We start from the raw sequence: 22,895 nt of genomic DNA on the forward strand, positions 1-22,895 counted from the left end.
TCACATATCCGTTAAAACTAATCGCTTTTCCGACCGGCGCCACAGGGTTAGTCTGGCCACCATCGACGCCAACACCGCTTGGCAAGCAGGTCGCTCGCGGCCTCCGAATTCACAGGAGAATCCCATGACTTCATTACGCAACGGCCCAGACGCCACCGGCTTGTTCGGTAGCTTTGGCGGGCAGTACGTCGCCGAGACGCTCATGCCGCTGATCCATGACCTGGCCGCCGAGTACGAAAAGGCCAAGGAAGATCCCGAGTTCGCCAAGGAGCTGGCCTATTTCCAGCGCGACTACGTCGGCCGCCCGAGCCCGCTGTACTACGCCGAGCGCCTGACCGAGCATTGCGGCGGCGCGAAGATCTATCTCAAACGCGAAGAGCTCAATCACACCGGCGCGCACAAGATCAACAACTGCATCGGCCAGATCCTGCTGGCCAAGCGCATGGGCAAGCAGCGCATCATCGCCGAGACCGGCGCCGGCATGCATGGCGTGGCTACCGCCACCGTGGCTGCGCGCTTCGGCCTGCAGTGCGTGATCTACATGGGCACCACCGACATCGACCGCCAGCAGGCCAACGTCTTCCGCATGAAACTGCTCGGTGCCGAAGTGATTCCGGTCACCGCCGGCACCGGTACCCTGAAGGATGCGATGAACGAAGCCCTGCGCGACTGGGTGACCAACGTCGACAGCACCTTCTACATCATCGGCACCGTGGCCGGCCCACACCCTTATCCGGCGATGGTGCGCGACTTCCAGGCCGTCATCGGCAAGGAAACCCGTGACCAACTGCAAGCTCAGGAAGGCCGCCTGCCGGACAGCCTGGTCGCCTGCATCGGTGGCGGCTCCAACGCCATGGGCCTGTTCCACCCCTTCCTCGATGATCAGTCGGTACAGATCATCGGCGTCGAAGCGGCCGGTCATGGCGTGGAAACCGGCAAGCACGCCGCCAGCCTGAATGGCGGCGTACCCGGCGTGCTGCACGGCAACCGCACCTTCCTGCTGCAGGACGACGATGGCCAGATCATCGACGCCCACTCGATTTCCGCCGGCCTCGACTACCCGGGCATCGGCCCGGAGCACGCCTGGTTGTTCGACATCGGCCGCGTCGAGTACACCTCGATCACCGATAAGGAGGCCCTTGCCGCCTTCCACCAGTGCTGCCGCCTGGAGGGCATCATCCCGGCTCTGGAGTCGTCCCACGCCCTGGCTGAAGTATTCAAGCGCGCGCCAACGCTGCCCAAGGATCACCTGATGGTGGTCAACCTTTCGGGCCGCGGCGACAAAGACATGCAGACCGTCATGCACCACTTCGACGAACAGGAAGAACACATATGAGCCGCCTGCAGACGCGCTTCGCCGAGCTGAAACAACAGAACCGCGCCGCCCTGGTGACCTTCGTTACCGCCGGCGACCCGAACTACGATGCTTCCCTGGCGATTCTCAAGGGCTTGCCGAAGGCCGGCGCCGATGTGATCGAACTGGGCATGCCGTTCACCGATCCGATGGCCGACGGCCCGGCGATCCAGCTCGCCAACATCCGCGCCCTGGAAGCCAAGCAGAACCTGGCCAAGACCCTGCAACTGGTTCGTGAATTCCGCGAAACCGAACAGGCCACGCCGCTGGTGCTGATGGGTTACTTCAACCCGATCCACAAGTATGGCGTGGAGCGTTTCATCGTCGATGCCAAGGAAGCCGGCGTCGATGGCCTGATCGTGGTCGATCTGCCACCGGAACATAACGCCGACCTGTGCGACCCGGCTCAGGCTGCGGGTATCGATTTCATCCGCCTGACCACCCCGACCACCGACGACAAGCGCCTGCCCACGGTACTCAACGGCAGCTCGGGCTTCGTCTACTACGTCTCCGTGGCTGGCGTTACCGGTGCCGGCTCGGCGACCCTGGAGCACGTACAGGAAGCGGTCACCCGCCTGCGCCGTCATACCGACCTGCCGATCAGCATCGGCTTCGGCATCCGCACCCCGGAACACGCGGCGACCATCGCCCGTCTGGCCGACGGCGTGGTGGTCGGCTCGGCACTGATCGACCAGATCGCCAAGGCCGACAACGACCAGCAGGCCATCGACGGCGTGCTCGAGCTGTGCAGCCAACTGGCCGAAGGCGTACGCGGCGCACGCCGCTAAGGATCAGCTTTCGTCTCGTTTAGCTGGTGGGCTGCGGCCCACCAGCTAAACATGAAATCTCAGTGACGCACTGACGTAGGGTGGGCTTCAGCCCACCAGCTCCACCCTCCAAAACATCAGGCAAAGGATTGCCATATGTCCAATTACCGCCGTGAATGGATGCCGGGCGGCACCTATTTCTTCACCGTGACCCTGGCGAATCGCCGATCGACTGTGCTGACCGATGCCATTCAACTGTTGCGCCGTGCTTACGGTACGACAGCCAGTCACATGCCTTTCCAGACCATTGCCATCTGCGTGCTTCCAGATCATCTGCACGCAGTCTGGAGGTTGCCGGAGGGTGATAGCGCCTATGCGCGACGTTGGAGTTCGATCAAGAGTGGGTTCTCAAGAGGCCTGCCGGCTTCTCCTGATGTGAGCGCCAGCAAAGTACGGAAACGTGAAAAGGGAATCTGGCAGCGTCGATTCTGGGAGCATCGAATTCGTGACGCCGATGATCTGGCAAGGCATGTTGATTACATCCATTACAACCCGGTCAGGCACGGCTTGGTGAAAAGGGTTGGCGACTGGCCATATTCGAGTTTTCACCGCTATGTCGAACAAGGGATTCTCCCAGCGGATTGGGCAGGTGGGGGTGATCGGGATGGAGCATTTGGAGAGTGAGGTTGGCCGTTTGATTCGCTGTGGTGGGCTGAAGCCCACCCTACCAGGCTATTCTGGTTTTCACCGCTATGTCATGCAGGGCATTCACCCGCAGGATTGGGCTGGCGGGACTGAGCTCGACGGGGGATTCGGAGAATGAAAAGGCAAGTGGGTTGCTTGGTGACCGGTGGGCTGAAGCCCACCCTACCTGAGGAGAACTGCGCTCAGCCCGCCTGGTCACTGTCTCCTGACAGGGATCAAACCTCGGTAACGGCCTTGCCCTGCTTGAATACGCCTTCGAGGTTGGCGAAGAACAGGTCGGCCATGGCCTGGCGGGTCTCGTGAGTGCCGCTGCCGATATGCGGGGTAAGCACCACGTTGTCCAGCGCCAGGAGCTCTGCAGGTACCTTGGGTTCTTCAGCGAACACGTCGAGAGCGGCACCGGCGATGGTGCCGTTCTGCAGGGCTTCGACCAGGGCCTGTTCGTCCACCACGGTGCCACGGGCAATATTCACCAGATAGCCCTGCGGACCCAGCGCACGCAATTGCTCGGCACCGATCAACTTGTCGGTGGAGCTGCCACCCGGTACCACCAGCACGGCGTAGTCGGCCGCTTCGAGCAGGCCTTCCAGGGTCTCGTGATAGGCATAGTCGACGTCATCGCGGCGACGGCGATTGTGGTAGGCCACTGTCATGCCGAACGCTTCGACCCGCTTGGCGATCGCCCGGCCGATGTTGCCCATACCGACGATGCCGCACACCTTGCCGCCGATACTGCCGGAGAGCGGGAAGCGCCCTTTCTCCCACTCCCCCTTGCGCACGAAACGATCCGCCTCGCTGATTCGGCGGCCCAGCGCGAGCAGGATCGATACCGCGGTATCGGCCACGCAGTTATCCAGAACACCAGGTGTGTTGGTAACCGTTACCCCTTTTTTCTTTGCCGTTTCAACGGCGATCGAATCATATCCAACACCGAAGCTGATGATGGCCTTGAGGTTGGGCAGGGCCTCGATCAGCTCGGCCTTGGCGCCGAATACACCGCTTGTGGCGATACCGTCGATACGCCCGCCATTCTCACGAACCCAGGCATCGGCATCGGCCAATTCCCAGTAGCGGTGGATCTCGTACTGTTCGGCGATTCGTTCCACCAGACTCGGCAACAACGGCCCGATCATCAATAGTTGTGGACGCGCATTTGAAGCAGTCATCGGTATCTCCTCTGAACGTGTAGAGCGCCGTTTTCGACCTCTGGAGCCTGTGACGCGGCACCTGAAAGCCGGAATTTTCCGACGAGGCCAGGTGCGGCGAATGGCTTGATTTCACCCAGTTGTATTATGACTAACGCAATATGGCAACGTCAGAAGACCGCCCATCGCCAGAAAACATTCAGTAACATTTGCTCAATTCAAGCGTAACTCATTGATTTTTAATTAAGAAAAAATAGATAGCGCTACCACCAGGATGATACTAAAAATTTCGGGCACTCTTGAACTCGGACAAGTTGTGTGATGTCGTAATACCCAGCTGGTGTCATTCCAACAAAAATAATCGGAGGCCCACGCATGGCCCGCACTGAAGTCCTCGAAAAGACTGCTGAAAGCAGTTCTGGCTCTACCCTCGGCAAACTACTCAAAATGCTCGGCCCCGGCATCATCGCCGTACTCTCCTGGCTAGGTGCCGGCGACCTGATCACCTCTTCGGTGGCAGGCGCCAACTATGGCTACGCCATGATGTGGGTACTGGCCGTCTCCCTTCTCCTACGCTTCCTCATCGTCAACATCATGGCGCGCTTCCAGCTGTGCAATAACCAGGGAATGAGCATCCTCGGGGGTTATGCGCAACTGCACCCCAGCTTCGCCTGGTTCATGTTCGGCTACGCCCTGCTGATGGGCCACCTCACCAACGCCTACATGCTCAAGGGTGCCGGTGAAGCACTGGCCACCCTGATCGGCTGGAATGCACCACTGCTGTGCTCGGTTGCCGTCGCCATCGCGGTCTGGCTGCTGGTCGGGCGCAGTATCTACTCGTTGATCGAAGGGGTGATGAAGGGCCTGCTGTGCCTGATGACCCTGGCATTCATTGCCCTGGCACTGATGGCCGGCCCGGATTGGGGCGGCATCGCTGCCGGCACCATCGGCTTCAGCATTCCGCCGGATGAGGGTGTGCATGGCGCACTGATCGTCGCCGTATCGGTGATCGGCGCGGTAGCCGGCTCCATCGCCAACTTCGTGCTGCCCTACGTGATGAAGGAGAAAGGCTGGACGGGCCCGGAACACAAGCGCATTCAGCGCAACGATCTGCTGTTCGCCGTGTTCGTCGGCATCATCATCAACCTGGCGATCTGGGTGGTGGGTGCGGAAATTCTGCGTCCGAACGGCCTGCAGGTCGAGACCCTGGGTGATCTGGGCACGGCATTGCAGATGTTCTTCGGCCCGACCGGCTGGTACCTGTTCTTCGTCGGCGCGTTCGCCACACTATTCGCCAGCGTTGCCGGCAAGACCACCGCGTTCCCGATGCTGATCACCGATGCCCTGCACCACATCGTGCCCAAGCGTCGCGAGAAATATGGCAGCACGTTCCACAAAGACCCGCTGCACAAGTGGTTCCTGCTGTTCATCTTGATCACCCCGCTGGTCTGGTCGCTGCCGGGCATGCCGGACTTCGTGACCCTGACCATTGCGGTCAACGCCTTGAACATCGTCGGCCTGCCAGTGATCTCTCTGGGCCTGCTGATCATGTCCAACCAGAAGAAGCTGCTCGGCAAGTACTGCAACAACTGGTTCGAGAACATCGCGCTCGGCGCCGCCACCATCCTGGCGGTCTGGGTGGCCATCCAGCTGGGTATGCAACTGCTGGCCTGATACTGGACTCCCTAGCAACTTGCCTTGAATGAAGCCAAGGCCCTGCAACGCGGCCAAGTCACCTCCACTATTGCCGAATGTGGACGTGCTTGAGCCGCGTTTTTTTATTCGGCCTGCCGCTCGGAACGGCCTCAGTAGCCGACGGAGAAGCGCTGACGCGAGTGCTCTGGCTGCTCCAGCTCATCGACCAGTGCGATGGCGAAGTCTTCCATGGAGATCGAGCTGTTGCCTTGTGCATCGACCAGCAGGCTGTCCTTGCCGATACGGAATTTGCCTGTGCGCTGGCCTGGCTCGAACAGCGCCGACGGCGACAGGAAGGTCCAGTCGAGCTCTTTCTCGCCACGCAGCACGTTGAGGAAATCACGCCCGGCCCCCGCCTCATCCTTGTAGGCCGCAGGGAATTCCGGCGTGTCGATCAACGCGACACCCGGCGCCACCTCCAGGCTCCCAGCACCACCCACGACGAGCAGACGCGACACGCCTGCAGCTTCCACGGCCTCGATCAGGCTGGCGGCATCGCTGCCGACGAATCGAGTGGAACTGATGACGGCGTCATGGCCCTTGAGCAACGGCACCAGACGCTGGACATCGGCCACGTCAGCGCTGGCCAGGGTCAGGCCTTCCTGCGCAGGCACTGCACTGACATCACGGGCGATACCGGTGACCTGATGGCCACGCTGCAGCAGTTCATGACGCAGACGCGAACCTGCACGCCCGCTGACACCTAGTACGACGACCTTCATGGCATTCTCCGATTTGACGGCTGATGAGCGATCGGCAGCCAGCTCGCTGCCAGCAGCGGCGAACGCAGCTAGCGCCAGCAGCGATAAAGCACCAAGTAGCTGGAATGAGCGGATCATCTCCGTACCACTGCCGATGGATGAACAGTGAGCTTACTCGCTGCAAAACCCTCGAAAAGCCGCATAATCGACCCAACTCAGTTGCATGAATCGAGCGAATCATGGACAGACTCACAGCAACCCGCGTTTTCGTCGAAGTGGTGGATCGCGGCAGCCAGACCGCCGCCGCGGAGCATCTGGATCTCTCCCGGGCCATGGTGTCGCGCTACCTGGCGGCACTGGAGGGGTGGGTCGGCGCACGCCTGCTGCACCGCACCACGCGCAAGTTGAGCCTGACCCAGGTGGGCACCGAACTGTTGCCTCACTGCCGGGAGATGCTGCACACCGCCGAGATGATGCGCACTACCGGCATAAAGGCCACTGACGGGCCCAGCGGCAACCTGCGTATCGCCAGCAGCCAGTCCTTCGCCCAGACATGGCTGAGCCCGATGCTGGTCGACTACCTGGCGCGCTACCCCAATACCTCGATCGACCTGCTGGTCAACAGCCAGGCGGTGAATCTGGTGGAGGAGCGCATCGACCTGGCGCTGCGCATCACCAATCAGCTGGAGCCCAATCAGGTGGCACGCCACCTGGGCACCTGCCATTCCGTGGTATGCGCGTCGCCAGGCTACCTGGCACGCGCCGGGGTGCCGCAGCGACCGCAGGATCTGGCACAGCACAATTGCCTGACCTACAGCTATTTCGGGCGCAGCGTCTGGCGTTTCGAACAGGCCGATAGCGAAGAGGAAGTGGCGGTGGACGGCAACCTCAGCAGCAATGACACCGCCGTGCTGCTGGAGGCGGCCCTCAACGATGGCGGCATCTGCATGCAGCCGCTTTACGCGACCGCAGCCATGCTCGAGGACGGCCGCCTGGTACGCCTGCTACCGGACTGGCAACCGCAGTCTCTGGGTGTGCATGCCATCTATGCATCACGCCGACAGATGCTGCCGGCGCTGCGTACCCTGCTGGACTTCATCGCCCAGCGCCTGGCCAGCGATCCGCTCTGGCAGTAGCTTACTGGGCAGCCTGCAACTGGCGCTGCGAGGCACGCTGCTGCTTGTAGGCCAGAGCAGCGGGTGCAACCGGCGTGACCTTGCCAGTCTCCACCCACTTGCGCAGGCGGCTGGCGTCAGCCATGTGGGTGTACTTGCCGAACGCGTCGAGCACCACGAACGCCACGGGTTTGCCCGCCATGGTGGTACGCATCACCAGGCAGTGCCCGGCACGGTTGGTGAAGCCGGTCTTGGTCAGTTGCACGTCCCAGCCAGCCTTGCGCGTCAGTGCGTTGGTATTGCGGAAGCCCAGGGTGTAATTGGGTTTGTGGAACGCCACGGTCTTTTCCCCGGTCGAGCTGAGCTCACCGATCAGCGGGTACTTGCGCGTTGCCTTGAGCAGCTTCACCAGATCGTTGGCGCTGGAAACGTTGTGCTCCGACAGGCCTGTCGGCTCGACATAGCGGGTCTGGGTCATGCCCAGAGCACGGGCCTTGGCATTCATGGCGGCGACGAAGGCGGTGACGCCACCCGGGTAGTGATGGGCCAGGCTGGAGGCCGCCCGGTTCTCGGACGACATCAGGGTCAGCAGGAGCATTTCCCGGCGGCTGATCTCACTGCCGATACGTACGCGGGAATACACACCACGCATGTCATGCACGTCGCGGATGATCACCGGCAGTTGCTCGTTGAGTGGCAGCTTGGCATCCAGGGTGACCATGGCGGTCATCAGCTTGGTGACCGAGGCGATCGGCACCACCATGTCGGGGTTGCTGGAGTACAGCACCTTGTCGGTGGTCAGGTCGACCAGCAGCGCGCTACCGGAAGCGAGTTCCTGTTTGGCGGGGGCGGCAGCCTTGGCAGCCAGCGGGGAAACGATGAACAGGCAGGCCAGGGCGAGACTGGCGAAGGGGCGACGAATATTCACGATGGCATTCACTGGGCAAGAGATGGCTAAGAGGCGCTCCATGCCGATGAAAGAACATCATCCGTGGACCTATTGCCTAAGCAAATAGGGTTTGAAAAACAGCTGATTGCGTATGCAATTGAAGGTGCGATGTTAGCACCCGTCAAGCAGGGTTCCCATTGTCCGATAAATGGATCAGCTGGCGATAGTGCGTCGACGGCCGAGACGGTTCAGCCACAACGAAGCGAGGATGATCGCGCCACCCAGAGCCAGGCGCGGAATATCCGCATCGCGGTTCCAGATCAGCAGGTTCACCACCAAACCAGCAGGCACATGCAGCTCGTTCATCACCGCCAGGGTGCCGGCATCCACCTTGATGCTGCCCTTGACCCACCAGAACAGCCCCAGAGCCGTGGCGAACAGCCCCATCCACAGCAGGATGCCCCACTGCAGCGCGGTCTGCGGCAGCTTGTCCGGGTTGCCGAAGAGCAGGAACGACGGCAGCACCAGCAGCATGGCACCCAGGAAGAAGTGGCCGAAGAAACGATGCAGCGGCTGCTCGGTGGGGTAGCGCATCAGCAACTGGCGACACAGCACCTGGCCGGCAGCGAAAGTGAGATTGGCCAGTTGCAGGAGCAGGAAACCGATCAGGTACTCGCCCTCCAGGCGCTCGAAGCGAATCACCACGCCGCCGCCCACCGCGACCAGTGCGGCGAGCAGGGCCCAGGGGTTGAAACGCCGCGCCAAGGCGTCATCGAGCAGGGTCACGTAGATCGGCGTGAGCACGGTGAACAGCAACACCTCGGGTACCGTCAGCACCTGGAAGCTGCGGTACAGACACAGGTAGGTCACCCCGAACTGCAACGCCCCGGCCAGCCAGAAGCCCGCCAGCAAGCGCCGCGGCAAGCCACGCCAGAGCGTGAAAGGCAGGAACACCAGCGCCGCGACGGCCACCCGCGCCAGCACGGCGAAATCGCTGTCCACCCGCCCCGCCAGGTATTCGCCGATCAGGCTGAAGGAAAACGCCCAGAGGACGGTGACGGCGAGCAGGTAAGGCATGGCGCGGGCTCTTGAAAAATCAGGCGCGGATCATACCGCGCCGCAAGCCCTACGTCAGAGCTCGAAGGTCAGCGGCCTGCCGTCCGCCAGCCCGGAAAGATCCAGCGGCCGTACCGCGCCCATCCACAGGGCGCGGTCACGGTGGTCGATCAGGTCGTTGCCGGTGATCGGGTGGATGAAGATCACCAGCTCGCCGCGATTGAGCATCAGCCAGGGAATCACTTCGCCGAACAGCTCGGCGCGAAAGGCCAACTGGCAACTCCAGTCGGGATGAGGCCCGACCGCCTTCTGATGCAGGCGCCCCATCTTCACGGCAAAGCGTGCCGCCGCTGATTCGCACAGCACGCGCGCCTGCTCGAGGCTACCGGCATCGAAGTACACATGGGCGTGATAGCCGCGAATACGGACATCGGTCATATGGCGATTCCCCGTGGATCGATAGGGCTCTGCGGTGGCGGTAGCGTCTCGCGCAGCAGTTCGTCCTGCAACCAGTCGACGAAGTTCTGCACCAGGCGCACCCGCCGCTTGCGCTCGGGCAGCACCACGTAATAGCCGAGCTCGGAGGTTACCGTGCGTCCGTCAACGCGGCTGAGCAACCCCTGGGCCAGTAGCTCGTCGACCAGATGCCGCCAGCCGATGGCGACCCCCTGGCCGGCGATGGCGGCCTGGATCAGCAGGGTGTAGTTGTCGAAGCGCAGGCTGCCGGGGCTGGGCGTTTCGGCGATTCCCAGGGCGCGGAACAGGCCGTTCCAGTCGAACCAGCGCGAGCGGCTCTCCGGGCGCAGATGCAGCAGCGGCAGACGCGCCAGCAATTGATTGGCGCAGGCGCCCTGGCCGCTGAGCAGATGCGGACTGCACACCGCAAACACCTCCTCCTTGAACAACAGGTGTACCTGGCCGTTCTTCAGACGCCCGTCCCCGAAGGAAATGGCCACATCGATCTCCGCTGGCAGGCTGGTCATGTCACGCTCGCTGGTGACCAGGCTGACATCGACCTCCGGATACAGCTGATGAAAACGCTGCAGCCGTGGCATCAGCCAATAGGCGGCGAAGGCGAAGTCGGTGGCCACCTGCAGCACCTCATGCTGCTGTCGACCAACCACTGCCTCCAGACCGGCACCCAGGGCCGCCAACCCCTCCTGTACCGGGCCCAGCAGGGTTTCGCCCGCCTCGGTCAGCACGATGCCACGGTACACGCGGTCGAACAGACGGGTCGCCAACCGTTCTTCCAGCCGCTTGATCTGCTGGCTGATGGCCGGTTGGCTGCTGCCGAGCTCAGCCGCCGCGGCAGTGAAACTCAAGTGTCGCGCTGCGGACTCGAATACCCGCAGCACATCCAGAGAGACTCCCTCGAGCGCCTTAAGCATAAGCTGTGCTTATCCTAGTCATGTACCTGATCCGGGTTTACCCATGCCTGGCGAGGCTGGATGATCGAAATAGCACTCTCGCATAAAACAACTATATGGAACACCAACCGCCATGAAACGCCCGAACATCCTTTTCATCATGGCCGATCAGATGGCCGCGCCACTGTTGCCACTGCACGACCCGGCTTCGCCGATCAAGGTGCCCAACCTGCAGCGTCTGGCCGCCGAGGGCGTGTTGTTCGATTCCGCCTACTGCAACAGCCCGCTGTGCGCGCCATCGCGCTTCACCCTGGTCAGCGGCCAGTTGCCCAGCCAGATCGGTGCCTACGACAACGCCGCCGATTTTCCTGCCGACATCCCCACCTACGCTCACTATCTGCGCCGCCTCGGCTACCGCACGGCGCTGTCCGGCAAGATGCACTTCTGCGGCCCCGATCAGTTGCACGGTTACGAAGAGCGCCTGACCAGCGACATCTACCCCGCCGACTACGGCTGGGCCGTGAACTGGGATGAGCCAGAAGTACGCGCCAGCTGGTACCACAACATGTCTTCGGTGCTGCAGGCCGGCCCTTGCGTGCGCACCAACCAGCTCGACTTCGACGAAGAGGTGGTGTTCAAGGCGCAGCAATACCTCTACGACCACGTGCGGGTAACGCCGGATCAGCCGTTTTGCCTGACCGTATCGATGACCCATCCGCACGACCCGTACACCATCCCCGAGGAATACTGGGATCGCTACGACGATGACGACATCCCCCTGCCCCGCCAGGTGATCGACCAGGCCGAGCAGGATCCTCATTCCCAGCGCCTGCTCAAGGTCATCGACCTGTGGGACAAGCCGCTGCCCGAGCACAAGATCCGCGACGCGCGGCGCGCCTACTTCGGTGCCTGCAGCTACATCGACGACAACATCGGCAAGCTGCTCAAGACCCTCAAGGACTGCAAGCTGGCCGACGACACCATCATCGTGTTCTCCGGCGATCATGGCGACATGCTTGGCGAGCGCGGCCTCTGGTACAAGATGCACTGGTTCGAGATGGCTGCCCGGGTACCGCTGCTGGTCCACGCACCGGCGCGATTCGCCGCGCACCGGGTCAGCCAGTCGGTGTCCACCGTCGACCTGCTGCCGACCCTGGTGGAGCTGGCGGGCGGCCAGGTCGAACCAGGCCTGGCGCTCGACGGCCGCTCGCTGCTGCCGCACCTGCAGGGCACTGGCGGCCACGACGAAGTGCTCGGCGAGTACATGGCCGAGGGCACCACCAGCCCGCTGATGATGATTCGCCGCGGCGAGTGGAAATTCATCTACTCCGAAGAGGACCCGTTGCTGTTGTTCAACGTGGCGAACGATCCGCAGGAGCGCGAGAACCTCGCCCAGTCGTGGGACCATCGCCAGCAGGTCGAGTCGTTCCTCGACGAGGCACGCGGTCGTTGGGACATTCCCGCCATCCACCGGGCGACCCTGGCCAGTCAGCGGCGGCGGCGCCTGGTCGCCGAAGCCCTTACCCAAGGTGCGCTGAAAAGCTGGGATCACCAGCCGATCGTCGACGCCAGCGAGCAGTACATGCGCAACCACATCGACCTCGACGATCTGGAGCGCCGCGCTCGCTTCCCCCAACCGTGATGCAGCGCGTCGGGTGACCCAGCGGAAAACCGCGGGAACCCGGCGCGCAGGCCTGCGTCGCATAGCCTGCCAACCTAGAAATCAACATAAGGAAATAGGCATGAAGACATTCAAGACGGCTTTCGCCAGCAGCCTGTTCATGGCGGCCGCCCTCGCCTCCCAGGCCCACGCCGAAGATGCCAGCTGTGCCACGGTGAAGCTCGGCGATCCGGGCTGGAGCGACATCGCCGTGACCAACGGCATCGCCAGCCTGGTGCTCGACGGCCTGGGTTACAAGGTGCAGACCCAGACCCTCGGCGTACCGATCATCTTCGCCGGCCTGCAGAAGGGCCAGGTCGACGTGTTCCTCGGCAACTGGATGCCGGCTCAGCAGGCCAACTACGACAAGTTCGTCGCCAACGGCAAGGTGGACAAGGTCGCGCAAAACCTCAGTGGCACCGAGTACACCCTGGCCGTGCCGACCTACGCCTATGACGCCGGGGTGAAAACCTTCGCCGACCTGGAAAAGCACGCCGACAAGTTCGGCCGCAAGATCTACGGCATCGCGTCCGGCGCACCGGCCAACGAATCGATCAAGCAAATCATCGCCGCCAACGAATTCGGCCTCAAGGACTGGACCCTGGTCGAGTCCAGCGAACAGGCCATGCTGGTGCAGGTCGGCCGCGCCGTGCGACGTGACGAGTTCGTCGCCTTCCTCGGTTGGACGCCACACCCGATGAACGTGCAGTACGACATGAAGTACCTCAAGGGCGGCGAGAAGTACTTTGGCGAGAGCGGCAGCGTCAACACCCTGGCCCGCAAGGGCTACGCGGCGCAGTGCCCGAACGTGGGCAAGCTGCTGAGCAACCTGACCTTCACCCAGGACATGGAGAACGCCATCATGGACAAGGTATTGAGCAAACAGGCCAGCAACGACCAGGCCGTGAAGGACTGGCTCAAGGCCAACCCCGAGGTGATCGACGGCTGGTTGCAGGGCGTCACCACCCGCGATGGCGGCGATGCGGTCGCGGCGGTGAAGGCCAAGCTGTAAGGCAGTTAAAAGGCGATAGCGGTCATCGGTGCAGTACCTGTGGGAGCGGGCCATGCCCGCTCCCACAGAATGTAGACCGAGCTTCTACTCCCACCATTCAGCTGTAGGGTGGGCTTTAGCCCACCAAATCGAAGGTCCGCTAGCGCCTTTCCAAAGCCATACACGCGATGCACTCGAACAATCCGGGAAATCATGAGTAAAGCCTCTGTTACTCTGCTTGCCACCTGATCACCCGCCTCCGAGCGAACGCATGCGCTTACCCAGCCGTTACAGCCTGTTGCCCTTCCTGCTCTGGTGGCCGAGTGTCACCCGGCGCACCCTGGGTACGGATCTGCTGGTCGGGCTCAGCGGTGCCATTCTGGCCTTGCCGCAATCGATCGCCTACGCACTGATCGCCGGGTTGCCAGCAGAGTACGGGCTGTACGCAGCCATCGTGCCGGTGATCATCGCCTGCCTGTGGGGCTCGTCGTGGCACCTGATCGGCGGGCCGACTGCGGCCATTTCCATCGTCCTGTTCACCAGCGTCAGCCCCATGGCCAGGCCCGGCAGCGAGGAGTTCGTCGCGCTGGTGCTGGTACTGACCTTTCTCGCCGGGCTTTTCCAATGGCTGCTGGGGCTGCTGCGCTTCGGCAATCTGGTCAACTTCGTCTCGCCCTCGGTGGTACTTGGCTTCACCCTCGGCGCCGCCGTGGTGATCGCGCTCGGTCAGCTACCCAACCTGCTGGGCCTGCAGGTCGACAGCCAGCGCACTGCCGTGGCGACGCTGCTCAACCTCTTCCAGCACCTCGACCAGGCCGACTGGCACGCCGTGCTGGTGGCAATCTTCACCCTGGCGGTGAGCCTGCTGTGCCGGCGCCTGTGGCCGCGCTTGCCGGCGCTGCTGATCGGCGTGATCGCCGGTAGCCTGCTGGTTGCCGCGCTGCCGGGGTTCTTCGCCAGCATCACCCTGGTCAACGCTTTCGAAGGCAAACTGCCGCCGCTCACCACCCTGCACGTCGAGATCAACAGCCTGTTGCAACTGCTGCCCGCCGCCATCGCCTGCGGCATGCTCGGGCTGGTCACCAGCCTGTCCATCGCCCGCTCCCTGGCGAGCAAATCCCAGCAGGTGCTGGACGCCAATCAGGAGGTGCGTGCCCAGGGCCTGTCCAACCTGATCGGTCCCTGGTTCTCCGGCTCGATGTCGGCTGGTTCCTTCACCCGCTCGGCGCTGAACCTGCAAGGCGGCGCCACTTCGCCACTGGCCGGGGTGTTCTCTGCACTGCTGGTGGGGGCGTTCGCGCTGTTCTGCGCCGCGCTGATCGCCCACATCGCCTTGCCCAGCATGGCGGCGGCGATTCTGCTGATCTGCTGGGGGCTGGTGGATGTCGCCGGGGTCCGCGCGCTGCTGCGCGTCAGCCGTTCAGAGTTCGTGGTGATGCTGCTGACCCTGCTGGCCACGCTGCTGCTGGAGCTGCAAACGGCGATCTACGCGGGCGTGCTGGCCTCGCTGTTCTTCTACCTCAAACGCACCTCGCAACCGCGCTTCAAATACACCCGCGACGGTGACGACGAACAGCTGCGCCTGGAGGGCTCGATCTTTTTCGGTGCCTGCCACTACGTGCAGCAGGTGCTGCAACTGAGCCGTGGGGAGCGGGTGGTGGTCGATGCCAGGCACATCAACTTCATCGATTACGCCGGCGTGGAAATGCTCCACCTGGAAGCCCGCCGTCTGCACACCCAGAACCGCCAACTGGTCCTGCGCCACGCTCGCCCTCACGTGATCGAAGAAATCCAGAAACTCGAAGGCCCTACCTGCCCCGTGCAGTTCGAGGATTGAGCCTCAAACGGCCTCGTAGCCTGGCGTTGATCCCAGCGATACCCAGGAGGCGATATTGGGCTCGCCTAGTACCAACGATCCTGTAGGAGCCGGCTTGCCGGCGATCAACCGCCAACAGCTCGCCGGCAAGCCGGCTCCTACAGGGCTACGGAAGGCGAGGGCTCCTAACGCCAGCCGTGGCGGCGAAAATAACGCCACACCAACACCAGCGCCGCCAGCCCCAGGGCCCCGGCACAGATGAACAAACCGTCGTAGCCCAGGGCCTTGGCGAGCACGCCGCTGGCGGCACCGACGAAGCCGCCGAGCAGAATCTGCGTGGAGGCCTGCAGGGTGAAATCGGCACCCTCGTGACCGGCGCGGCACTGGCGCATCATCGCGGCAAACAGGGCCACCGTGGACAAACCATCGGCTGCCTGCTCGAACAGCGTCAACGCGTACACCAGGGTTGCATCACCGCCACGGCTCACCAGCAGCGCCAACGTGCCAAGGCTCAACGCCTGCAGCGCGCCGAAGATCAGCAACGCACGCAGCACGCCCAGACGCGCATACAGCAGCCCACCCAGCAGCGCGCCGCCGATGCCGACCAGGCTGCTGATCAGTGTCAATTGCCCCAGTTCGGCGTTGCTCCAGCCCTGATCCACCAGCATCGGCTTGATCATCGGCGACCCCAGTGCGTCGCCGAGCTTGAAGGTCAGCACCACCGCCAGCCACAACCCCATGCCCGGTAGCGCCAGCAGCCCACGATAATGGTGCAGCAACAGGCTCGGCCCAACCGGTTCGACGCCGGCAACCCGAGGAGGCAGATGGCGCGCTTCGGCGAAGCGCCAGATCGGCACCAGCGTCAACGCCAGCAGAGCCGCCAGCCAGAGCAGCGACAGGTTCCAGCCGACGCGGTCGATGACCAGCAACAGGCCGCTGCCACTGATGATCATCCCCACCTTGTAGCCACCGACCTGCAGGCTGTTGCCGAGCCCGCGCCAGCGCTCCGGCAGCAGGCGCACGGTCAGGCCGTCGGTGGCGATGTCCTGGGTCGCCGCCGCCAGATTGACCAGCACCAGCAGGCCGAGCAGCAGCGGCAGATGGGCGCCGAACAGGGCATCGGGCGAGAGCAGCGCCAACGCCAGCAGAATCAGCAGCACGCCGCTCTGCAGCGGCAGGATCCAGCCACGGTGATGGCCCAGGCGGCGCGACGACAGACGATCCACCCAGGGCGCCCACAGCACCTTGAGCAACCAGGGCAATGCCAGCAGCTTGAGCAGGCCGATCAGCGCCAGATCCACGCCGTGCTGACGTAGCAGCACCGGCAGCGCATGGGCGATCAGCCCGGATGGTAAACCCTGAGCGCAGTACAACGACGCCAGCAGCACCAGCGTGGCACCCGCCGGGCGGCGCAGATCGGAAGACGTGGACGACATGAACGAGTCCGCAGCATGTGAGCGGCGCAGCATAGCGCAGGCTTGAAAGCGGCAGCAGCCATGTCATGATCCGGTAACAACTCGATACCCGAAAAGCGCGCGCCAGACGAACATCGCCGCTGCGCTCCTGTCTACTCGCCTATCACCCTTTCACGCCACGCTGCCGCCCCTGTGCAGGGGCCGCGGCGTCACGTTTTCGAGCAGTGCGGAGATCCATGGCCACATCACTTATCCACACCCTGCGCCGCCGCTGGTTCAGCCTGAGCCTGCTGCTGTGTCTGGCCGTCGGCCTGCCGGTCGGCTGCGCCAAGCTGGAACAGAAGGAGCGCGAACTGGTGTTCCGCATCGAACCGGGCACCGCCAGCTGGTTCAGCGGCCTGCCCGCTGGTGTCGAGGAGATGACCCTCAGCGCGCCGCAGTTCGGGGACAAGCAGAACATTCACGCCTGGTGGTGGCCCGCGCAGAAGGCTGACGCCCCCACACTGCTGTACCTGCACGGCTCGCGCTGGAACCTCACCGGCCAGATGTTCCGCATCGAGCAGCTGCACGCCATGGGTTTCTCGGTACTGGCCATCGACTACCGTGGTTTTGGCGAGAGCCTCGGCGAACTGCCCTCCGAGCGCACCATTTACGAAGACGCCGAGATCGCCTGGCAGCGTCTCACCGAACTGCAGCCTGATCCTGCCAAACGCTTCGTATACGGCCATTCGCTGGGTGGCGCCGTAGCGGTCAACCTCACCGAATCCCTGGGCCGCGATCGCCACACGCCGCCGCTGGCCGGGCTGATCATCGAGTCGACGTTCACCAACCTGGCCGACGCTGCGACCGAAGTAGCCGCCGAGTACACATCGCTGCCGGTGCACTGGCTGCTGTCGCAGAAATTCGATTCGCTGAGCAAGATCGGTGACATCAAGGTGCCCGTACTCATCGCCCACGGCACCAATGATCGCTATATCCCACAGCGGTTCAGCGAAAGCCTCTATCAGGCCGCCAACGAACCCAAGCGCCTGCTGCTGATCGACGGTGGCAACCACAACAACAGCCTCCGCACCGGCAGCAGCGAGTACCGGGAAGCGATTCGTACCCTGTTCGCGCCGAAGGTGGTTGGCAGGGGCTAGGGTTCCTGCAGAGACCGGGATGAATGGCTGAAGGGCGAGCACCACAAGACGCGGTTTGGGGTATTGTGCGCTGCTTGCAACTCGCCCCGCCCTGCGAACGATCTGACAGTGGCGCACAAGGAAGTCGGCATGCTGATTGGCCATCGCTACGAACGCACCCCGCGGGGCGATCTGCACATCCACTCGCGCAATCTGGTGATGAATACCGCAGTCCCGCTCATGGGAGCGATCGCATTCGCGGCGCCAGTGGCATTCGTGGCGTTCGCAGTTACCAGTGACTCTTCGCCCTTGTCGAGCATGGATCCACTGTCGGCATTGCTGATAGTGCTCGGGCTGTTGCTGTTGCCTGCCCTCGGCCTGGTCGTCACGGTCTACACCGGCATGCGAGAGAGCTTGCTGCTGTCGCGACTCGACGGTGAAGGCAAACGCCGCACGCGAAATTTCTTCGGCCGCCGCGAGCGGGTGCACGATGCTTTCCGGATCGACGCCGCCAAACGCCTCGAACTACGCCGCCGCGAAGGCGCGGAGCCTGCCCATACGCAACTGTGGCTGGTGATGCGCGACGGCACCGAGCACCGGCTGACGACCAACAACGTGCCTGTCATACCGGGCAGCGAACGCACTGAACTATGGCTGCGCGAATTGGCCGAGTACCTGCAGCTGGCAGTACCGACCGACGTCATCGATCCTGCGACAGTCAAAGCGCGGACCATCTACGAGCCGACACCGGCGCCAACCAGCAAAGGTGCCAGGGCTGCCAAGGGGTCAACGCCACCGGCAGACAAGCACGAGACCTTCAGCACGCCCGCCCGCGGCTTCTGCGCTCTGCTGGGCGCCTTCCTGACCGTGTTCGAACTCAATCACATCATCGTGCTGGTGCCTGCGCTATTCAACGGACGCCTGCGCGTCAGCGGTTTTCGAACGGGATCGCATACCTTCTACTGGGCCGAACAGCCATTCGTCTTCTCGTTCAACCTGCTGGTGGGTTTCGCCGAGGTGCTGATCATCGGCACGATCGCCTGGGGTTGCCTGCGCGTGGCGATCACGGCGCGACTGAAATCCACCCCGTGAGCGGCGGATCGACGAGCAGGTGCACGATTCAATACGCAGATGATGCGCAGCACGCTCAACTGCCAAACCGTTCATGATCTGAAGCCTTCCTGGCCAATCGACAGCGGCGCCTGGTTATAATCGCACCCAGCTACATTGGAATGATGTCGCCAAGGATTGGTGTGCTACGCCCTCGCTTCACACCTTGTGTTCATTACAGGCCCCGTCGGTCAGTCAGACCCGATGGCGCTGCCCTGCACGCGAGTGTACTGATGTCCCTGCTCCGCAATCTCTGCAGCTCTATGCTGCTGCTCAACCTGGTTGGCTGCTACAGCCTGTCGCCCATCGATATCGACAAGAGCATTCGCCCTGCCGAAGGCGGTGCCACCAGCTATCTGGTCGGCGTGGTCGGCGTCTGGCCGGATGCCAAGTACTCGCCCCACGAACAAAGCATCCTGCTACGCCAGAAGGGCGGCGGCGGTTCAGCCTCCGCACGCCTGCGCAACAACGTTCATCTGCGTACCACGCGGGATATCCGCGATGGCCGCCGCGGCATCGGTACGCTGTTCGTGATGCCACTCAAACCCGGTCGCTACGAACTGTACAACGTGCTGTTTCGTCGCGGCGACGGTACCGGATGGAAGCGCGAAGACTTCTCCATCCCACTCCAGCTGGAGCCCGGCAAGGCTTACTACATCGGTGACTTCCGTGCCGCCTGCATTGACCTCAACGCCAGGTGCTCGTTTATCCACAGCTACCACGCCGAGCGTGATCAGGCCCTGGTCACCAGCAAGCACCCCGAATTGCCACCGCTGCAAGTACTCGAGCTGAAGCACATGGATGGCGCCTATCCCGCCATGTTCGATAGCGACACCGAGAATGCCGCAATCTTCAAATCGGTTCTTTCGGGGCAGCTCAGATGAACGGCAAGCTACGCATACTTGGCATTGGCCTGCTGATGTTCCTGGGCGGCTGCCAGGTCAACCACACCCTCAGCACACCGACGCTGGATCACGACCTGACGTTACCGCAGGTAAGCGTGCAGACCCAGGGGTCGGTTCCCGGCACGCTGATCCGTAATCACATGCGCAGCCTGGGTGCCTTCGAACAGGTACGCGAAGGTTTCGATCCGGGTGGGTACAACATTCAGGTGCTGTCGGTTGGCGACTATTACGGCCTCAGCAACGTCCCCATTCAGTTCCTCAGCGCCTTCAGCCTGTTCATCATCCCGGCGCCCATTTCCTGGGACTTGGAGCTGACGTTTCGGGTAACCCGCGGCCACCAGGAAGTCGCGACCTACCGCATCGACAACACGACCTCGCATTACAACGGCCTGTTCGTCCACCCGGACGGCCGCGGCGACAATGTCCGCCTCATCATCGACAACTTCGTCGCCCGCGCCCAGGCCGATGCGGCCCTGTTCGCCGTGACGCCACTCAAGCCGCTGCAGATGCCCATGCCGGTAGCACCGGCAAGCCTGCAACAGCGCACGAGGGTAACGGCGACGTTCCAGGTGCACGCCGATGGTTCGGTCAGCGATGTGAAGGCCAGCGGTGAAGCGCCGGACCTGGTTCTCTCCGCGGTTGAAACCACCGTGCAGAAATGGCGCTATCAGCCCTGGACCGCCAGCCCACAGGCCCCATCAACACAACCGGTGAGCCACAGCTTCGTGCTCAGGCCGCAATCCATCCTGAGCACCCAGGAGCAAAGCTGCGCGCAGGTCATGAGCGAGTTGCAGCAGTTCGAGCACACCTCACCCGGCAAGCCGTCCAGTGACCTGGCCACCTTTCAGCAGACTTCGGCGCTGCTGTTTCTCACCGAGTTGCGTCAGCAGAAGAGCTCGTCGGCAGCCGGGGTCGACAAAGCCTTCACGCGCGCGCTGCCGTGGATCATCGAGCAATGCAGAGCCAACCCGGAGGCCCTGTACTGGCATTACGTATCCGAAGGGATCAAAAAGGAAACGGCTGCTCAGGGCGTGACCGGCAGGTAACTGAAGCCATGCAATGCGGAGTGAGCTGATCGAGTATCAGCCACTTCGCCGGGCATCGCAGAGCATGGCCCGCGGATAGCCGATGACCTCATCCGCAGGCTGGCCAGCTAGATAGCCAGCCAATGCCAGGGCGTGCTCTTGGTCACCATGATCCACACGATCACGAACATTCCCGAAAAACCCGCCACCCCCATCCAGAACCAGGCGCGGTAGAGCGCCCGGTAGCGTTCACCCAGCGCTTCGCCACGCTCGGCAGAGTCGGCAGCCAGGCGCTGCAGGCGATGCTGCAGCACCAGCACCGGCAACCACAGCGCGCCAACGCAGACCATGATCAGTATGGAGCTCAGCAGCCAGTCGCTGGACAGCGGCATGCCGGCCACTCGGGTCATGGCATAGCCGGTGAGCACTTGCAGCACGCCGGCCGGGGTGGTGATCCAGGTGTCGAAACGCACCACCATCTTCACCACCTGGGCGATGACCCGGGCATCGCCGGTTCGGCTGGCGGCGATCATGTACAGGTAAGAGCCCATGCCGAAGCCGAACAGGAACACTGCGGCGATGACGTGCAGGTACTTGAGCTGCAGGTAGTCCATGCTCAAACCACCGCGTGAGAGAAGTCGACGGCCAGTTGCACGTTATCCGGCTCGTCAATGGCCGCCAGGTATTCGGCGACGGTGAGTTCTCCAACGCAGGGCCGTGCACCGGGAGCTGGTCGGTAACCGCTGGCGACCTTGGCGGCGAGAGCGACCGCGGCGCAACTGGGGATCTCCGGCCCCTTGTCATTGCGGGCGGTGAGCTGGGCGGTCAGGGTCAGAGGCCGGGCCTGGTGATCGACGCCCTGCACGTCGACATACATGGCGCTCATGCCATCACCGAAGCGCTCGAACCACGTGCCCCAGCGGTGCAAACGCCTGGCCCATGGCAGGGTGTCACGCACCAGACCGATCTTCACCATCTGGGCCAGCAGGGCATTGGCCACGCCGCCCAGCTTGAGACCCAGCCCTGCCTTGAACGACAGCGTATGAGCGCCATAGCGCTGCGCGAAGATGTCCATGTCCGGCACGTCCACATTGGCCAGCAGGCGCGTGCCCAGATGCGGCATGGTGCGCAAGGACAGGTCCTGCCAACCCGTGACTTCATGAATACGGCCATTGCTGAGCTGGCGAATGGGCCGACCGGCATAGGCCAGCACGCCTTCTACAGTGGACAGGCCAGGCATCTTGGCCGACGAGGAGATGCCGTGCGCGATCCGGTCGATACGGGCGAAACGCGCGCGGTGTTCATCGATGATCGCCGACGACAGACTGGGCACCGAGCTGCATCCACTGAGAATCGCCACACCGGCCTGCCGGGCGCGCTCGTCGAGCCTGGCGATACCGTTGACGAAGGCGCGACAGTCGGCGAGATCGCAGTAGTTGACACCCGCTCCGATACACGCCTCGGCGACGCTATAGGGCTGCCCCTGAAACGGCCCACCGGTATGAATCACCCAATCGATGCCCAGATCCTGCAGCGCCTCTGCAAAGCCCGCCGCCATGGCATCGCCACACCAGCTGCGCGCGGGCCACGGTGCCTGAGCATTCAATACCGCGAGCCGCGCCTGCAGCTTCTGCGCATCGCGGCCCGTGATGACCATCTCCACGCCGGGCATGCGACTCAGATGGTCGCTGATGATGCTGCCAAAATTCCCGTAGGCGCCAATCACCATGATCCGCAAAGCCATTTCATCTCCCTTGGACAAGCCGCTCGAGTCCGCCCCTCAGCGGAGCGGGCCAAGGTTCACCGATCAGCCTTAACGAAGCAAGCTGGCGGAAAAGGCGACGGCAATCGCCGGCAAGCCGGCTCCTACACAGCCCGCATTGGCAAGCGGTCCTTGCCGCATACCGGTACCCCCGTAGGAGCTGGCTTGCCAGCGAAGCGCTCTCACCCTCGACGCCAGCGTGAATTCCACCGCCGCCAGCGCCGGTGCGCCGGCTCTTACACAACCCGCATTGGCAAGCGGTCCTTGCCGCATACCGGTACCCCGTAGGAGCTGGCTTG

Annotated in this window: 21 protein-coding genes; 12 read left to right on the forward strand and 9 right to left on the reverse strand. The window is 63.1% G+C overall.

What is annotated here, in order from left to right:
• Positions 1-124 precede the first annotated feature (124 nt).
• From trpB to QRN22_RS10505, 3 genes are all read left to right on the forward strand, one after another.
• Positions 125-1,336, forward strand: a complete 1,212-nt coding sequence (gene trpB / locus QRN22_RS10495; RefSeq protein ID WP_042555917.1) for a tryptophan synthase subunit beta — start codon at positions 125-127, stop codon at positions 1,334-1,336.
• Positions 1,333-2,142, forward strand: a complete 810-nt coding sequence (gene trpA / locus QRN22_RS10500; RefSeq protein WP_042555916.1) for a tryptophan synthase subunit alpha — start codon at positions 1,333-1,335, stop codon at positions 2,140-2,142. Before trpB ends, trpA begins: the two co-directional genes overlap by 4 nt.
• A 135-nt stretch (positions 2,143-2,277) precedes the next feature.
• A complete protein-coding gene (locus QRN22_RS10505) occupies positions 2,278-2,805 on the forward strand; it encodes an REP-associated tyrosine transposase (RefSeq protein WP_042555915.1) in 528 nt (175 codons plus the stop codon).
• Between the two features lie 236 nt (positions 2,806-3,041).
• On the opposite strand, the gene QRN22_RS10510 is transcribed toward QRN22_RS10505, so the two are convergent.
• Positions 3,042-3,992 (reverse strand): 2-hydroxyacid dehydrogenase, encoded by a 951-nt coding sequence (locus QRN22_RS10510; protein WP_042555914.1) that lies wholly within the window; start codon positions 3,990-3,992, stop codon positions 3,042-3,044.
• A 354-nt stretch (positions 3,993-4,346) separates the two neighbouring features.
• Here QRN22_RS10510 and QRN22_RS10515 point away from each other — a divergent pair, with 354 nt between their 5' ends.
• The gene (locus QRN22_RS10515; RefSeq protein WP_042555913.1) at positions 4,347-5,645 is read left to right on the forward strand and encodes an Nramp family divalent metal transporter; all 1,299 of its coding nucleotides are present in this window, start codon (positions 4,347-4,349) and stop codon (positions 5,643-5,645) included.
• 131 nt (positions 5,646-5,776) lie between these two features.
• Here QRN22_RS10515 and QRN22_RS10520 read toward each other — a convergent pair whose 3' ends face one another.
• Positions 5,777-6,388: an NAD(P)-dependent oxidoreductase gene (locus QRN22_RS10520; RefSeq protein WP_042555994.1), complete on the reverse strand. Its 612-nt coding sequence runs from the start codon at positions 6,386-6,388 to the stop codon at positions 5,777-5,779.
• A gap of 218 nt (positions 6,389-6,606) precedes the next feature.
• On the opposite strand from QRN22_RS10520, the gene QRN22_RS10525 reads away from it, so the two are divergent.
• Positions 6,607-7,503, forward strand: a complete 897-nt coding sequence (locus QRN22_RS10525; RefSeq protein WP_042555912.1) for a LysR family transcriptional regulator — start codon at positions 6,607-6,609, stop codon at positions 7,501-7,503.
• Between the two features lies 1 nt (position 7,504).
• Here QRN22_RS10525 and pbpG read toward each other — a convergent pair whose 3' ends face one another.
• The 4 genes from pbpG to QRN22_RS10545 all read right to left on the reverse strand — a co-directional run bounded on the left by pbpG (position 7,505) and on the right by QRN22_RS10545 (position 10,815).
• Complete coding sequence (gene pbpG, locus QRN22_RS10530; protein ID WP_156152777.1) at positions 7,505-8,452, reverse strand: D-alanyl-D-alanine endopeptidase; 948 nt, start codon at positions 8,450-8,452, stop codon at positions 7,505-7,507.
• A gap of 132 nt (positions 8,453-8,584) precedes the next feature.
• Positions 8,585-9,448, reverse strand: a complete 864-nt coding sequence (locus QRN22_RS10535) for a carboxylate/amino acid/amine transporter (protein ID WP_042555911.1) — start codon at positions 9,446-9,448, stop codon at positions 8,585-8,587.
• Between the two features lie 54 nt (positions 9,449-9,502).
• Entirely contained in the window at positions 9,503-9,865 is a 363-nt protein-coding gene (locus tag QRN22_RS10540) for a DOPA 4,5-dioxygenase family protein (protein ID WP_042555910.1), read from the reverse strand.
• On the reverse strand, positions 9,862-10,815 hold the full coding sequence (locus QRN22_RS10545; protein ID WP_042555909.1) for a choline sulfate utilization transcriptional regulator: 954 nt from the start codon (positions 10,813-10,815) through the stop codon (positions 9,862-9,864). The genes QRN22_RS10540 and QRN22_RS10545 overlap by 4 nt, the downstream gene beginning before the upstream one ends.
• A 112-nt stretch (positions 10,816-10,927) precedes the next feature.
• On the opposite strand from QRN22_RS10545, the gene betC reads away from it, so the two are divergent.
• From betC to QRN22_RS10560, 3 genes are all read left to right on the forward strand, one after another.
• Positions 10,928-12,436 (forward strand): choline-sulfatase, encoded by a 1,509-nt coding sequence (gene betC, locus QRN22_RS10550; RefSeq protein WP_042555908.1) that lies wholly within the window; start codon positions 10,928-10,930, stop codon positions 12,434-12,436.
• Between the two features lie 100 nt (positions 12,437-12,536).
• Positions 12,537-13,466, forward strand: coding sequence for a choline ABC transporter substrate-binding protein (gene choX, locus QRN22_RS10555; protein WP_042555907.1), 930 nt, complete (start codon positions 12,537-12,539; stop codon positions 13,464-13,466).
• A 250-nt stretch (positions 13,467-13,716) separates the two neighbouring features.
• Positions 13,717-15,282 carry a SulP family inorganic anion transporter gene (locus QRN22_RS10560; protein WP_042555906.1) on the forward strand — a complete coding sequence of 522 codons (1,566 nt, stop codon included), beginning with the start codon at positions 13,717-13,719 and terminating at the stop codon, positions 15,280-15,282.
• A gap of 164 nt (positions 15,283-15,446) precedes the next feature.
• On the opposite strand, the gene QRN22_RS10565 is transcribed toward QRN22_RS10560, so the two are convergent.
• A complete protein-coding gene (locus tag QRN22_RS10565) occupies positions 15,447-16,697 on the reverse strand; it encodes an MFS transporter (protein ID WP_042555992.1) in 1,251 nt (416 codons plus the stop codon).
• Positions 16,698-16,912: 215 nt separating this feature from the next.
• Here QRN22_RS10565 and QRN22_RS10570 point away from each other — a divergent pair, with 215 nt between their 5' ends.
• The 4 genes from QRN22_RS10570 (at position 16,913) to QRN22_RS10585 (ending at position 20,855) form a co-directional block, all read left to right on the forward strand.
• Positions 16,913-17,815, forward strand: coding sequence for an alpha/beta hydrolase (locus tag QRN22_RS10570; RefSeq protein ID WP_042555905.1), 903 nt, complete (start codon positions 16,913-16,915; stop codon positions 17,813-17,815).
• Between the two features lie 129 nt (positions 17,816-17,944).
• Entirely contained in the window at positions 17,945-18,886 is a 942-nt protein-coding gene (locus QRN22_RS10575; RefSeq protein WP_042555904.1) for a hypothetical protein, read from the forward strand.
• A gap of 251 nt (positions 18,887-19,137) precedes the next feature.
• The gene (locus QRN22_RS10580) at positions 19,138-19,788 is read left to right on the forward strand and encodes a hypothetical protein (protein WP_231570219.1); all 651 of its coding nucleotides are present in this window, start codon (positions 19,138-19,140) and stop codon (positions 19,786-19,788) included.
• On the forward strand, positions 19,785-20,855 hold the full coding sequence (locus QRN22_RS10585; RefSeq protein ID WP_052493855.1) for an energy transducer TonB family protein: 1,071 nt from the start codon (positions 19,785-19,787) through the stop codon (positions 20,853-20,855). The genes QRN22_RS10580 and QRN22_RS10585 overlap by 4 nt, the downstream gene beginning before the upstream one ends.
• A 107-nt stretch (positions 20,856-20,962) precedes the next feature.
• On the opposite strand, the gene QRN22_RS10590 is transcribed toward QRN22_RS10585, so the two are convergent.
• Both QRN22_RS10590 and QRN22_RS10595 read right to left on the reverse strand, forming a co-directional pair.
• Entirely contained in the window at positions 20,963-21,448 is a 486-nt protein-coding gene (locus tag QRN22_RS10590) for a DUF2269 family protein (protein ID WP_042555903.1), read from the reverse strand.
• A gap of 2 nt (positions 21,449-21,450) precedes the next feature.
• Positions 21,451-22,578 carry a saccharopine dehydrogenase family protein gene (locus tag QRN22_RS10595; RefSeq protein ID WP_042555902.1) on the reverse strand — a complete coding sequence of 376 codons (1,128 nt, stop codon included), beginning with the start codon at positions 22,576-22,578 and terminating at the stop codon, positions 21,451-21,453.
• Positions 22,579-22,895: the final 317 nt, after the last annotated feature.

It is taken from the genome of Pseudomonas sp. MEJ086, assembly GCF_030209025.1.
Classification (GTDB): domain Bacteria; phylum Pseudomonadota; class Gammaproteobacteria; order Pseudomonadales; family Pseudomonadaceae; genus Aquipseudomonas; species Aquipseudomonas fulva_A.

Coding starts and splice junctions, on each gene's coding strand:
- QRN22_RS10575 (WP_042555904.1), top strand. CDS start 17,945: ATGCTGATTGGCCATCGCTACGAACGCACCCCGCGGGGCGATCTGCAC.
- QRN22_RS10560 (WP_042555906.1), top strand. CDS start 13,717: ATGCGCTTACCCAGCCGTTACAGCCTGTTGCCCTTCCTGCTCTGGTGG.
- pbpG (WP_156152777.1), bottom strand. CDS start 8,452: ATGGAGCGCCTCTTAGCCATCTCTTGCCCAGTGAATGCCATCGTGAAT.
- QRN22_RS10570 (WP_042555905.1), top strand. CDS start 16,913: ATGGCCACATCACTTATCCACACCCTGCGCCGCCGCTGGTTCAGCCTG.
- choX (WP_042555907.1), top strand. CDS start 12,537: ATGAAGACATTCAAGACGGCTTTCGCCAGCAGCCTGTTCATGGCGGCC.
- QRN22_RS10505 (WP_042555915.1), top strand. CDS start 2,278: ATGTCCAATTACCGCCGTGAATGGATGCCGGGCGGCACCTATTTCTTC.
- QRN22_RS10535 (WP_042555911.1), bottom strand. CDS start 9,448: ATGCCTTACCTGCTCGCCGTCACCGTCCTCTGGGCGTTTTCCTTCAGC.
- QRN22_RS10515 (WP_042555913.1), top strand. CDS start 4,347: ATGGCCCGCACTGAAGTCCTCGAAAAGACTGCTGAAAGCAGTTCTGGC.
- QRN22_RS10545 (WP_042555909.1), bottom strand. CDS start 10,815: ATGCTTAAGGCGCTCGAGGGAGTCTCTCTGGATGTGCTGCGGGTATTC.
- QRN22_RS10580 (WP_231570219.1), top strand. CDS start 19,138: ATGTCCCTGCTCCGCAATCTCTGCAGCTCTATGCTGCTGCTCAACCTG.
- QRN22_RS10565 (WP_042555992.1), bottom strand. CDS start 16,697: ATGTCGTCCACGTCTTCCGATCTGCGCCGCCCGGCGGGTGCCACGCTG.
- trpB (WP_042555917.1), top strand. CDS start 125: ATGACTTCATTACGCAACGGCCCAGACGCCACCGGCTTGTTCGGTAGC.
- QRN22_RS10520 (WP_042555994.1), bottom strand. CDS start 6,388: ATGAAGGTCGTCGTACTAGGTGTCAGCGGGCGTGCAGGTTCGCGTCTG.
- QRN22_RS10540 (WP_042555910.1), bottom strand. CDS start 9,865: ATGACCGATGTCCGTATTCGCGGCTATCACGCCCATGTGTACTTCGAT.
- QRN22_RS10590 (WP_042555903.1), bottom strand. CDS start 21,448: ATGGACTACCTGCAGCTCAAGTACCTGCACGTCATCGCCGCAGTGTTC.
- trpA (WP_042555916.1), top strand. CDS start 1,333: ATGAGCCGCCTGCAGACGCGCTTCGCCGAGCTGAAACAACAGAACCGC.
- QRN22_RS10510 (WP_042555914.1), bottom strand. CDS start 3,992: ATGACTGCTTCAAATGCGCGTCCACAACTATTGATGATCGGGCCGTTG.
- QRN22_RS10525 (WP_042555912.1), top strand. CDS start 6,607: ATGGACAGACTCACAGCAACCCGCGTTTTCGTCGAAGTGGTGGATCGC.
- QRN22_RS10595 (WP_042555902.1), bottom strand. CDS start 22,578: ATGGCTTTGCGGATCATGGTGATTGGCGCCTACGGGAATTTTGGCAGC.
- QRN22_RS10585 (WP_052493855.1), top strand. CDS start 19,785: ATGAACGGCAAGCTACGCATACTTGGCATTGGCCTGCTGATGTTCCTG.
- betC (WP_042555908.1), top strand. CDS start 10,928: ATGAAACGCCCGAACATCCTTTTCATCATGGCCGATCAGATGGCCGCG.